The organism is Rhizobium sp. PDO1-076, from assembly GCF_000247475.1.
Taxonomy (GTDB): domain Bacteria; phylum Pseudomonadota; class Alphaproteobacteria; order Rhizobiales; family Rhizobiaceae; genus Allorhizobium.
Map to the genome: position 1 here is coordinate 1 of NZ_AHZC01000036.1, position 12,484 is coordinate 12,484.

Consider the following 12,484-nt stretch of genomic DNA (forward strand, 5'->3'; position numbering starts at 1 on the left):
GCTCGATCGGGCAGACCGGTGCACTGCCCATGGCGCTCGGTACGCTCGGTCTCCAACCCGACCAGATCGACGCGGTGATCGTGACGCATATGCATCAGGACCACATGGGCGGACTGATCCTTGGGGGCAAGAACAACTATCCCAATGCGGAAGTCTATATCGATCGCCGCGACGTCAAGCATTGGACCGATCCGGCCAAGCGCAGCGGCGCGCCCGATTTTCTCCAGACCAGCTTCACGATGGCGGATGAGGTTGTGCGCCTCTATCCAAAACTCCAGGCGATCGACGGCGAGCGCGAGATCGTGAGGGGCGTTTCGATCGTTGACCTGACCGGCCATACGCCCGGCCATATCGGCGTGCGGATCGAAGATGACGGCAAGAGCCTGATCATGGTTTCGGACATGATCTTTCCGGTCGTGCATCCCGCCGCAACCAATGTGTTCTTCCTGTTCGAGCAGGACCAGGCAGCGGCCAAGGCGATGCGCGACCGATTTTTCCCGCAAGCCGCTGCGGAGGGCGCGCTCATCGCCGCCACGCACATGCCCTTCCCGGGCCTCGGTCGTGTCGTCGCCGACCGTGGGCAGATGCGCTGGGAGGTTGCGGACTGGGCCTTGCAGACCTGAGGTCCGCTCCCGGCGGTCGCGTGGTCGAGCGGGGTCGCCGATTGGCATGAAGCTGCCGCGACCACTTCAACTTTGCCAAACGTCAAAAGGGGCGCCGAAGCGCCCCTTTTGACGTTGTGCACCGAACACCCCATCAATGCTTCAGCGCCCGCGGATCCAGCGCATCCCGGATCGCGTCGCCGATATAGTTCACGCTCAACACCGTCAGCGAGATCGCCAGGCCCGGCCAGAGAACGCGGGACGGGTTGATCTGCAGGAAGTTGGCGCCGTCGAACAGCAGGCGGCCCCAGGTCGGGAAGTCCGAGGGGAAGCCGAGGCCGAGGAAGGACAGGGCCGATTCGGTGATGATGGCCGACGCGATGCCGAGCGTCGCCGAGACCATGATCGAGGACATGACGTTCGGCAGGATGTGCTTGAGGATCACCCGGTATTCGCGCATGCCGCTCGACTTGGCCGCCAAGATGAATTCCTGGCTTTTTACCGCCAGCACGTCGCCGCGCACGATGCGGGCGGTGTGCATCCAGCTGGTGATGCCGATGACGAAGACGATCAGGATGAAGATGCCGGTCTCCGGGCCGAAGGCCGCGCGCAGCGTGTCGCGAAACAGCATGATGATCACCAGCAGCAGCGGCAGCAGCGGCAAAGCCAGGAAGAGGTCGGTGACGCGCATCAGCGGGCCGTCGAGCTTCTTCGAGTAACCCGAGAGCACGCCGACCAGCGTTCCGACCAAAAGTGCCAGCGACATGGCGGTCATGCCGACGGCAAGCGAGATCTGCCCGCCGGCCATGACCTGGGCCAGCATGTCGTGGCCGAGATTGTCGGTGCCGAAGGGATGGGCGAGTGACGGGCCCTGGTTTTTCGCCTTGATGTCGATCTTGTTGGGGTCGATCGTGTGGATCAGGGGGCCGACATAGACCGCCACCACGATGAAGGAAAAGACGATCAGGCCGGCGACGCCGCCGGGATGGGCGCGGAACTGGCGCCAGAGCAGCAGCCAGAAATTGCCGCTCTTCGGCCGTGTCGCAAGCGTTGTCGGGATGGCCGCATCAGTCATAGCGAATCCTCGGGTCAAGGATGCCGTAGAGAACGTCGGCAATCAGGTTGAAGAGAACGATCAGCACCGCGAAGATGAAGGTGAGCGTCTGGACGAGCGGGATGTCGGCGCCCTGGATCGCGGTGATCAGCAGCTGGCCAAGGCCGTTCACCCGGAACACCTGTTCGGTGATGATGGCACCGGAAAAAATGGTGGGAACACCAAGTGCGATCACGGTGACGACCGGGATCAGGCTGTTGCGCAGGACGTGTACCAGGAGCACGACCTTTTCCTTGACGCCCTTGGCGCGGGCCGTGCGCACATAGTCCATATGCAGGTTGTCGAGCATCGAGGCGCGTACGAAGCGGCTGATCTGCGAGGTGTTGTAGAGCGTCAACACCAGCACCGGCAGGAACATCTGCTTCACCTGCATAACAAAACTCGACCAGCTGTCGACGACCAGATTGGTGTCGTAGATCGACGGGAACCATTGCAGCCAGGAGGAGAAGACGACGATCAGCAGCACGCCGGTGAAGAAGGTCGGAACGGAATAGCCGACCATCGCGATGAAGGTGCCGATCTGGTCGAAGATCGAATACTGGCGATAGGCGGAGATGACGCCGATCGGGATCGCTAGCAAAACGCCGAAGAGATAGGAGAGGCCGACGACCCAGAGCGTCTGCGGCAGGCGCTGGACGATCAGGTCGACCACGGGGCTGCGGGTGGCCCAGGAGAGGACGCGCATGCGCTCGCCGGTGCCGATGGTCAGCCCGGTCAGCTGTTCGAAGATGTTGAGCGGTTCATTGATGAAGAACTGCTGCAGCCATTTCATGTAGCGGATGAGGAAGGGTTGATCGAGGCCCATGGCGGCGCGGATCTGTTCGCGCACCTCGGGCGGAATGGTCAGCGGCAGGTCGCTCAGCGGATCGCTGGGAGCAAGATCGAGCAGCGCAAAAATGATGAAGCTGATCGCCAGCAATGTCGGGATTGCAAACAGCAATCGCCGAATCGTAAAGGTGAACATCGGATGGTCTCCAGGCTGTCACGAGACATGCGATCGCCGGGCCCGGCGTCTTGCCAAGGCCCGGCGAGGCGGCATTATTTCTTGCGCGACCAGTCGGCGACATTCCACAGTTCGCTGTCCCAGGCATTCATCTTGACGCCTTCCAGCGTCGCGGAGACGGCGGACGGCTGACCGCGATGGATCAGCGGGATCTGCGCCACGTCATTGCTCAGCATGTCGTTGAGCTTCTTGGCGATCACGGCGCGGTCCTCGAGCTTGCCGGTCTTGCCGAGTTCCTTGACCAGGGCGTCGTATTCCGGGTTGCAGTAGCGGACGATGTTTTCACCCTGCCAGCCGCTGGCCGGGCTCGGGATCTTGTCGCACATCCAGCCGGCCATGTATTTTTCCGGATTGGTGCCGTCGAAGTTGTTGGTGTACATCTGGACGTCGGCCATGAACTTCTGGAACGTGTCCGGAGAGGCCGGGTCGCCGCCGAAGAAGACGTTGGCCGAGACGTTGCGCAGCTCGACGGTGACGCCGATCTGGCTCCACATGTCCTTGACCAGCGCCTGGGTTGCCTGGCGGACGGAATTGGTCGAGGTCTGGTAGAGGAAGGAGAGCTTGACGCCATCCTTTTCGCGAATGCCATCGCTGCCCATCTTCCAGCCGGCGTCGTCGAGCAGCTTGTTGGCCGCTTCGAGATCCTGTTTCAGGCACCAGTCGACCGCCGTCGAGACATAGATATCCGGTGCCGGCAGAATGTCGCAGGTCGGCTTGCCATTGTCGCCGTAGCCGGCTTCATCGATGATGTCGCGGTCGATGGCGAGCGACAGCGCCTTGCGCACGGCCGGGTCCTTTAGGGCCGGATGCGGGCCTGCTTCCTTGGTCGAGCGCTTGTCGCCGAGCGACGGATCGACACCGAAGGGGTTGAGGTCGATACGTTCCACTTGGGTGCCGAAGGCAACCTCGATCTTGCCCTTGCCGGCCTGCATCATCGTCGCCAGCACTTCCGGCTCGACCTGCATGTTCCAGGCATAGTCAAACTCGCCGGTTTCCAGAACCGAGCGGGCAGCCGAGGCGGCATCACCGCCGCCCTTGAGGGTGGCCGTTGCGAAGGCTGGCTTGGCGGCGTCGCGGTAGTTCGGGTTGGCGGTGAAGGTCACCACGTCATTCGGCTTGAATTCCTTGACGACAAACGGGCCGGTGCCGATCGGGCCGAAATTGGCCGACGTGCATTCCGGCGCCTTGATACCGAGGCAATCCTTGAACTGGGCCGCCTGGATCAGCGGCGACTGACCACCGACCAGCGCGCTATAGGGATAGGGCTTGGGGTCGGTGAAGGAGATCTTGATGGTGGAGGCGTCGACAGCCTCGACATTGCTGACACCCTCGAAATAGGCGCCCTGGGCGCAGCCGCCGTCAGGCGCGGTGCAGTATTTCCAGGTGAAGATCGCGTCCTCGGCGGTCACCGGCGTGCCGTCCGACCATTTCAGGTCCGGCTTCAGCTTCCAGGTGATGCTCTTCAGGTCGGCTGCGACGCCGCCATTCTCGACGGTCGGGATCTCGGTCGCGAGCATCGGCACCAGCGCGCCGGTCTCGTCGTAGCGGGCCAGCGGCTCGATGACCATCGAAGCGCCATAGACTTCCTTGGTGCCGCCGGACAGGTAGGGATTCATCGTCGAGACGGCCTGCCAGAAGATGATCTTGAGGTCGCCATCGGTGCCGCGATCGGCCATGGCCGGGGCACCGGAAATGGTCAATGCGGCAGCCGACGCCGCAAGGATAAGGTGCAGTTTCTTCATAAGCTGTTCCCCATTTATTATTGTTGGAGCTTCGGCACCTTTGGGCGCCGGGACGAGATGTGGCCAGTCCAGCTGGAAAATGTCAACCGCTTATCTTGTTGTCTTATATAGAAAAAATCGCCAATTTGTGATGCGTGACGGGTCACGGACGCTGCCGCGGGCAAGGCGTGGCCTTGTCCGATTGGTGAAAATTTAGGCCATGTAAACACAAGCCTATTTTCCATGCAAGAGCGAAAATTGCGGCTTGCAAAAGGGGAAATTCGCAGGCCAGTATGGGTGCAATCCTGCCGGGAGCGATGATAAAAAAAGAGGTCTTTCATGCCAGTTCTCAACCGCGCCAGCGAACTCCAGCCGGAGGTGGCCGAATGGCGCCGGCACCTGCACGAAAATCCCGAACTGCTGTTCGATGTGCATGGAACCGCGGCCTTTGTTGCCGACAAGCTGACGGAGTTCGGCTGTGATATCGTCAAGAAGGGCATTGGCCGCACCGGCGTCGTCGGCCTGATCAAAGGCAGTCGCGGCGAGGGCCCGGCAATCGGTTTTCGCGCCGACATGGACGCCCTGCCGATTCTCGAGGCGAGTGGCAAGGAATGGGCGTCGAAAACGCCGGGCAAGATGCATGCCTGCGGCCATGACGGCCACACGGCCATGCTCCTCGGTGCGGCCAAATATCTGGCCGAGACCCGCAATTTTCGCGGATCGATCGCGGTTATCTTCCAGCCGGCCGAAGAGGGCGGCGGCGGAGGCCGCGAGATGGTCGCCGACGGCATGATGGAGACGTTCGGCATCAAGGAAGTCTACGGCATGCACAATCACCCGGGCATGAAGGTTGGAAGCTTTGCCACGCGCCGGGGCTCGGTGATGGCGGCAGCCGACCAGTTCGACATCGAGATCCACGGTCGCAGCGGCCACGCCGCCCAGCCGCACAAGAGCATCGATCCGGTGCTGGCGGCAGCCCAGGTCGTCGTCGCGCTGCAGTCGATCGCCGCGCGCGAAACCGATCCGCTGAATTCCGTGGTCGTGACCGTCACCAAGATCCACGGCGGCGACGCCTATAACGTCATTCCGGACGGCGTGAAGCTTTCGGGCACGGTTCGCACCCTGCTTCCCGAACTGCGCGACATGGCGGAAAAACGCCTTAGCGAGATCGCCACCGGCATCGCCATGGCGATGGGCGCCAGGGCGGAGGTGCGTTACCACCGCGGCTATCCGGTCACCTTCAACCACCATGCCGAAACAGACTTCGCACTCGATGTGTTGCGCAAAGTGGCTGGCGCCCAGGCCGTCAGCGACGAATTCCCGCCGGCCATGGGCGCGGAAGATTTTTCCTACATGCTGGAAGCGCGTCCGGGCGCCTTCGTGTTCATCGGCAATGGCGATACGGCGAACCTGCACAATTCGGCCTATGATTTCAACGATGAGGCGATCCCCTACGGCATCAGCTACTGGGTGACGCTGGCCGAAACGGCGCTCGCCACCTGATCCATCCGCAGCAGATCTCGACGACATAAGAACAGGGGAACGGGACATGGCTGAAATGGAAACTGGAACCGGCAGTGCCATCGCGCCCGTGTTGTCCGTGCGCGATCTGACGACATCGTTCCGGGTCGGTCCGGAATGGCGCTCGGTCGTGCGCAACATGAGCTTCGATATCGCGCCGAAGGAGACGGTTGCGATCGTCGGCGAATCGGGCTCGGGCAAGAGCGTTACGTCTCTGTCGGTCATGCGGCTTCTGCCGACGGCGTCAAGCCGGATCGAGGGCAGTGTCAAACTGCTTGGGCGCGAACTGCTGACGCTCGAGCCAGAGGCGATGCGCCGGGTGCGCGGCAACGAGATCGCGATGATCTTCCAGGAGCCGATGACCAGCCTCAATCCGATCTTCCCGATCGGCAAACAGATCGCCGAAGCGATCACCTGCCACCAGAATGTCTCGAATGCAGAGGCCAAGGCGGAGGTGCTGCGGCTGCTCGACAAGGTCCGCATCCCCAATTCCAAGAACCGTTTCGACGACTATCCGCACCAGTTTTCCGGTGGCATGCGCCAGCGGGTGATGATCGCGATGGCGCTCGCCTCGAAGCCGAAGTTGCTGATCGCCGACGAACCGACGACGGCGCTCGACGTGACGATCCAGGGGCAGATCCTCGATCTCCTCAAGATGCTGCAGGACGAGGAAGACATGGCCGTGCTGTTCATCACCCATGACATGGGCGTGGTGGCGGAAGTGTCCGACCGGACGATCGTGATGTTCCGCGGCGAGGCGGTCGAGACCGGAACCACCGATGCCATCTTCAATCGCGGCGCGCATCCCTATACGCGGGCGCTTTTGTCCGCCGTACCGAAGCTCGGCTCGATGGGCGGGCGGGATCGACCGATGCGTTTCCCGGTCATCGATATCAGGAGCGGTGAGACTTTGGTGCCCGAGACCGAGGCTGCCGGCGTCAATGAAGCCAACCGGCCGATCCTCGAAGTGAAGAACATGACGACCCGTTTCGACATTCGTTCCGGCCTGCTTGGCCGCAAGAGCGGTGCCGTACACGCGGTCGAGAATGTCTCCTTCGATTTGCGTCCCGGCGAAACCCTGGCCTTGGTGGGCGAATCCGGCTGTGGCAAGTCGACCACCGGTCGTTCGATCACCCGGCTGGTCGAGCCGACATCCGGGCAGATCTCGATGGACGGCTACAATGTGGCGTCCCTCGACAGCATGGCGCTGCGGCGCATGCGGCGCAGCATCCAGATGGTGTTCCAGGATCCGTTCGCCAGCCTCGATCCGCGCATGAGCGTTGGCCAGGCGGTGATGGAGCCGTTCATCGAGCACCAGCTTGGCAGCAAGGCGCAGGCGCGTGAGAAGGCGGCCAACCTTTTGGAGCGTGTCGGTCTCGGCGCCGACATGATGCCGCGCTATCCCCACGAGTTTTCCGGTGGCCAGCGCCAGCGCATCGCCATTGCCCGCTCGCTGATGCTCGATCCGAAGGTGATCGTCGCCGACGAGGCGGTCTCGGCGCTCGATGTGTCGATCAAGGCGCAGGTCTGCAATCTGTTGCTCGACCTGCAGCAGAGCTTCAATCTGGCATATCTGTTCATCAGCCATGACATGGCGGTGGTCGAGCGGGTCAGCCACCGGGTGGCGGTGATGTATCTTGGCGAGATCGTTGAGATCGGGCCGCGCCAGGCGGTGTTCGAAAATCCGCAACATGCCTATACCAAGAAGCTGATGGCGGCCGTGCCGGTGCCGGATCCGTCAAGGCGGCGGGTCAAGCGCAACCTGTCGACCGAAGAAATCAAGAGCCCGATCCGGTCGCTCGGCTTCCAGCCGCCGGTGCGGCAATACCGCGATGTCGGTGCCGGCCATCTGGTGCAGCTGTAGTGGACCGTGAACACCAAGGTTTGATTGACGATTTTCTGCGCCGTTAATCCAACATCCGTCATTGTCTGGCGATAAGTCTCGGGTACACGAGGCAATCGGGACAGTGCAGGAATGAAGCATGATTGATGCGGATGGCGGGCTCGCCGACGATCCTTTGCCGGAAGGCAGTTATCGCAAGCGTGGACGACGTCTCTCGGAGATCCTGTCCGACATCGCGCAGGACGGCGATCGGACGCGTGTGTCGGTTGCCGATATTTTCACCGCAATGGGTGACCGCGCCTTCGGCGCACTGCTTCTCATCTTCGCGATACCGAATGTCGTCCCGACCCCGCCGGGAACGTCTGCGATCACCGGCGCGCCGCTGGTCTTTCTGGCAGCGCAACTGATGCTCGGCCAGTCGCCCTGGCTGCCGAAGATCATCGCCAACCGTTCGATGACGCGCGAGGATTTTGCCGCGATCGTCCGGCGCATTTCGCCCTGGCTGGCGCGGGGCGAGCGCATGCTGCGTCCGCGCATGACCTATCTCGTCTATCCCCCGGTGGAGTATCTGACGGGGCTGCTCTGCCTGATCCTGGCGATCATTCTGGCCCTGCCGATCCCGCTCGGCAATATCCTGCCGGCCATTGCCATTTGTCTGTTCTCGTTCGGCATTCTGGAGCGCGACGGGCTTTGCATCCTGTTCGGACTGGTCACCTTCGTGGTATCGCTCGTGGTGGTCGCCGGCGTCTTGTTTGCGATCGTGAAGGGGTTCATCCTGCTCGTGTCCGCAACGTTTTTCTAACTCCCATCCATAGGTGCCGTCATGTTGATCTCGCTCTACCAGATGCAGCCGATTTCCGGCGACGTGCCGGGCAATATCGGCAAAATCGCCCAGGCGGCGATCGCGGCGGCCGAAATGGGCGCGGACGTTCTGGTCACGCCGGAGCTTGGCACCAGCGGCTATGGCCTCGGACCGCGATTTGCAGAGCTCGCCGAAACACGCGACGGGTCGATCATCGGCGCGCTGACTGAAATCGCCGCCGATTGCGGCCTTGCCATCTGCGCCGGCTTTCCCGAGCGCGATGGCGACCAGGTGTTCAATTCGGCCGTGGTGGTGCGGCCTGACGGTTCGCTGGAATTCTATCGCAAGGGCCATCTCTATGGCGACGGCGAGCGCGCGGCCTTCGTTGCCGGTCCCGACAGCCCGCATGTCTTCGACCTCTTCGGCATCAAGACCGGTATGCTGATCTGCTATGATGTCGAGTTTCCGGAATATGTGCGGACGCTGGCTCTGGCCGGTGCCGAACTGGTGCTTGTGCCCACCGCGTTGCCGGCCGGCATCATCAGCCGGCGTGTCGCCGACATGGTGGTGCCGACCCGCGCCTTCGAAAACGGCCTTTTCCTCGTCTATGCCGATCTCTGCGGGAACGAGGGCGAACTGTCCTATACCGGGCGCTCGGTGATCCTTGCCCCGGATGGCGACGAACTGGCGCGTGCCGGCACGGGGGAAACGCTGCTGGTGGCGAAAATCGATCTGAGCGCCTATGACGATGCCAAGGCGCAGAACCCCTATCTGACCGACCGGCGACCCTCGCTCTACCGGCTTGGCTGACACTTGTGCATTGCGGTTGCGGCCTGCCTTTCCTACATCAGGCACCGATCCCGAAGGAGACCGTGATGATCCTTGATGCCGCAGCGCTTGCCGCCCGTAACCTGTCTGCCCCGGAAACACGGTCCGTGTTCTGGAAAGTGCTGGGGCTGACGGCGCTGGTGCTGGTCGCCCTCTGGCTGGCGCTGCGCGAGACCTTCATCGCCTATGCCATGCCATTGATCGACGGGTTCATTCCCGATCTGCCGGCCTGGGCCGGCTGGCTGAGTTTCGTCTTCGGCATTCTCGCCAGCATCGGCCTTGCGCTCGGCGTGGCGCTGTTGATGTCGTCGGTGACGGCGATCATTGCCGGCCTGTTTCTCGACGATGTGGCGGAGGTGATCGAAAAACGCGACTATCCGGGCGATCCGGCCGGTCTCGCCATGCCCCTGTTGTCCAGCATTGCAACCTCGCTGAAATTCTTCTGCGTCGTCGTGCTCGGCAACCTCGTGGCGCTGATGCTGCTGTTCATTCCTGGCGTCAATCTGATCGCCTTCTTTCTGGTCAATGGCTATCTGCTCGGGCGGGAGTTCTTCGAATTCGCCGCCATGCGCTTTCGCACACCTGCGGAAGCAAAGCAGTTCCGCGCAAAACATGGCGGCACGATCTTTCTCGCCGGGCTGGTGATTGCCGGCTTCCTCGCGGTGCCGATCCTCAACTTGCTTACGCCGCTGTTTGCCGCCGGCCTGATGGTGCATCTGCACAAGCTGCTGAGCGCCCGCGATCCGCAGTTCAGGGTTTAAAGAATTACTCGACGCCGCCGATTGTCTGCTGCGGCAGTTCGACCAGCGGCGCCGAGATATCACAGGTCTTTTCCGCCGACTTGCAGATATCGGCGATGACGCAACGCTCGCATTCGGGCTTGCGCGCCTTGCAACAGTAGCGCCCATGCAGGATCAGCCAGTGATGGGCGTGGAACAGGTATTGCTTCGGCACGATCTTCATCAGGATGTCTTCGATCGCGTCCGGGGTCTTGGCCGGTGCGAGTCTGATGCGGTTGGCGATGCGCAGGATATGGGTGTCGACCGCCATGGTCGGGATGCCGAAGGCCATGGACATGACCACGTTGGCGGTCTTGCGCCCGACGCCGGGCAGCTTGACGAGTTCTTCCCGCGTCTTCGGCACGACACTGCCGAAATCGTCGACAAGCATGCGGCTGAGCGCAATGACGTTTTTCGCCTTGTTGCGATAAAGCCCGATGGTCTTGATGTAGTCACGAACCTTCTCTTCTCCGAGGGCCAGCATCTTTTCCGGCGTGTCGGCCACCTTGAACAGGGCCCGCGTCGCCTTGTTGACACCGGCATCGGTCGCCTGGGCCGACAGCGCGACCGCGACAACCAGGGTGAACGGATTGACGTGCTCCAGTTCGCCTTTCGGTTCCGGACGCTGGACCGAGAAGCGGCGAAAGATCTCCTCGAGCTCGGCGCGTGAATAGGCCGTGCGACGGCTTGTCGCTGCCGATTTTCGCGCGGGTTGATTTGACTTTTTCAAGCTTTGGGTGCTGGATTTCGGCTTCGCAAGGGTCATCGGAAATCTATATTCGGGCAGGCGGATGGAAGGCAATGTCAAGCAGGCGGCGGAGACGCCGATTTTTGCAGCGGAACTGACGGCCTATCGATCCCTGGGGCCGAAGGGCTTTCGCGTGCTTCTCGTCCTCACTGGCGGGATCTGCCTTGTGCATTCCCTCTTCTTCCTGTCGACCGGGGCCTGGCCGATCGGCCTGTTTTTCGGGCTGGACTTCCTTCTGCTTTATGGTGCCTTCCGGTTGAACTACCGGTCAGGCCGGGCGCGCGAGGAGATCGTCGTATCGCGCAGCAATCTTTCGATCCGCAAGTTCACCCCGGCAGGAGGCATGACCGAGCACCGGTTCAATACGTTCTGGGCGCGGTTCTTCGTGCGCCGCCACGAGGAAATCGGCATCGTGTCGATGCAGGTGACCGGCGAAGGACGGCGCACCGATATCGGCTCCTTCCTCAATCCCGATGATCGCGAGAGCTTCGCCAAGGCGTTTCGCGGCGCGCTGGCAACGGCAAAACAGCGGATCTGAGCGCAAGAAACGGGTGGCATCGCGGTCCCCGTCGTGGTGAAGTCGGGTTCGACACGAGGACCAGGCCATGACACTTGCGCAGCACATCGATCTTTCCCGCAGCACAGACATCACACCGGATGGCGGCGACTACGAGACCGTGCGCCAGGTGATCGAAATGCTGACGCTCGACTATCAGAGCCAGCCGTCGCTGGAGACGATTGCCGAACGGCTCGGTCAGTCTCCGACACAGTTGCAGAAGACGTTTACCCGCTGGGCCGGGCTCTCGCCGAAAGCGTTTTTACAGGCGGTGACGCTCGACCATGCCAAGCGGCTGCTTGGTCGCGAAGAGCTGCCCTTGCTGGAAACCTCGCTGGAGCTCGGTCTGTCGGGACCCGGCCGCCTGCACGACCTGTTCGTCACCCATGAGGCGATGAGCCCGGGCGAATGGAAGGCCAAGGGTGCCGGCCTTGTCATCCGCTACGGTTATCACCCGTCGCCGTTCGGCGTGGCGCTGGTCATGGCAACCGATCGCGGGCTGGCGGGGCTCGCCTTTGCCGATTTCGGGGGCGAACAGGCCTGTTTCGACGACATGGCCTGCCGCTGGCCGAATGCGCAGTTTGTCGAGGACCAGGCTGCCACGACGCCTTATGCCGAGAGGGTCTTCGATCCGGCGCGCTGGTTGTCGGAAGAACCGCTGCGGGTGGTGCTGATCGGGTCCGATTTCCAGGTCCGGGTCTGGGAAAGCCTGCTCAGCATCCCGCTCGGCAAGGCCGTCACCTATTCCGACATCGCCAACAAGATCGGCCAGCCGACGGCCAGCCGTGCGGTGGGTGCCGCCGTCGGCCGCAACCCGATTTCCTTCGTCGTGCCATGTCACCGGGCGCTGGGCAAAAGCGGGGCGCTCACCGGCTATCACTGGGGCCTGACGCGCAAGCGGGCGATGCTGGGCTGGGAGCAGGGGGCGGGCGTGAGATCGCGGCCAGCTCTGCTTTGCCCCTCACCC

General features: G+C 62.3%; 12 protein-coding genes. 8 read left to right on the forward strand and 4 right to left on the reverse strand.

What is annotated here, in order from left to right:
- Positions 1–623: MBL fold metallo-hydrolase (locus PDO_RS03320; RefSeq protein WP_007597811.1), on the forward strand; the 623-nt coding region annotated here is incomplete at its 5' end.
- Between the two features lie 133 nt (positions 624–756).
- On the opposite strand, the gene PDO_RS03325 is transcribed toward PDO_RS03320, so the two are convergent.
- The 3 genes from PDO_RS03325 to PDO_RS03335 form a co-directional block, all read right to left on the reverse strand.
- Positions 757–1,677, reverse strand: a complete 921-nt coding sequence (locus PDO_RS03325) for an ABC transporter permease (RefSeq protein WP_007597812.1) — start codon at positions 1,675–1,677, stop codon at positions 757–759.
- On the reverse strand, positions 1,670–2,680 hold the full coding sequence (locus PDO_RS03330) for an ABC transporter permease (protein WP_007597813.1): 1,011 nt from the start codon (positions 2,678–2,680) through the stop codon (positions 1,670–1,672). The genes PDO_RS03325 and PDO_RS03330 overlap by 8 nt, the downstream gene beginning before the upstream one ends.
- 74 nt (positions 2,681–2,754) lie before the next feature.
- Positions 2,755–4,461, reverse strand: coding sequence for a peptide ABC transporter substrate-binding protein (locus PDO_RS03335; protein ID WP_007597814.1), 1,707 nt, complete (start codon positions 4,459–4,461; stop codon positions 2,755–2,757).
- 318 nt (positions 4,462–4,779) lie between these two features.
- On the opposite strand from PDO_RS03335, the gene PDO_RS03340 reads away from it, so the two are divergent.
- The 5 genes from PDO_RS03340 to PDO_RS03360 all read left to right on the forward strand — a co-directional run bounded on the left by PDO_RS03340 (position 4,780) and on the right by PDO_RS03360 (position 10,195).
- Complete coding sequence (locus PDO_RS03340; protein WP_007597815.1) at positions 4,780–5,943, forward strand: M20 aminoacylase family protein; 1,164 nt, start codon at positions 4,780–4,782, stop codon at positions 5,941–5,943.
- Positions 5,944–5,989: 46 nt separating this feature from the next.
- Positions 5,990–7,825, forward strand: a complete 1,836-nt coding sequence (locus PDO_RS03345) for an ABC transporter ATP-binding protein (RefSeq protein ID WP_007597816.1) — start codon at positions 5,990–5,992, stop codon at positions 7,823–7,825.
- A 118-nt stretch (positions 7,826–7,943) separates the two neighbouring features.
- The gene (locus tag PDO_RS03350; RefSeq protein WP_007597817.1) at positions 7,944–8,606 is read left to right on the forward strand and encodes an exopolysaccharide biosynthesis protein; all 663 of its coding nucleotides are present in this window, start codon (positions 7,944–7,946) and stop codon (positions 8,604–8,606) included.
- Positions 8,607–8,627: 21 nt separating this feature from the next.
- A complete protein-coding gene (locus tag PDO_RS03355; protein ID WP_007597818.1) occupies positions 8,628–9,416 on the forward strand; it encodes a carbon-nitrogen hydrolase family protein in 789 nt (262 codons plus the stop codon).
- 65 nt (positions 9,417–9,481) lie between these two features.
- Positions 9,482–10,195: a sulfate transporter family protein gene (locus PDO_RS03360; protein ID WP_007597820.1), complete on the forward strand. Its 714-nt coding sequence runs from the start codon at positions 9,482–9,484 to the stop codon at positions 10,193–10,195.
- A gap of 4 nt (positions 10,196–10,199) precedes the next feature.
- Here the strand turns inward: PDO_RS03360 and nth are convergent, their stop codons facing one another.
- Entirely contained in the window at positions 10,200–10,979 is a 780-nt protein-coding gene (gene nth / locus PDO_RS03365) for an endonuclease III (protein ID WP_007597822.1), read from the reverse strand.
- 25 nt (positions 10,980–11,004) lie between these two features.
- On the opposite strand from nth, the gene PDO_RS03370 reads away from it, so the two are divergent.
- Positions 11,005–11,499: a DUF2244 domain-containing protein gene (locus tag PDO_RS03370; RefSeq protein ID WP_007597824.1), complete on the forward strand. Its 495-nt coding sequence runs from the start codon at positions 11,005–11,007 to the stop codon at positions 11,497–11,499.
- Between the two features lie 67 nt (positions 11,500–11,566).
- The coding region (locus PDO_RS03375) for a methylated-DNA--[protein]-cysteine S-methyltransferase (protein ID WP_007597825.1) at positions 11,567–12,484 on the forward strand (918 nt) is incomplete at its 3' end.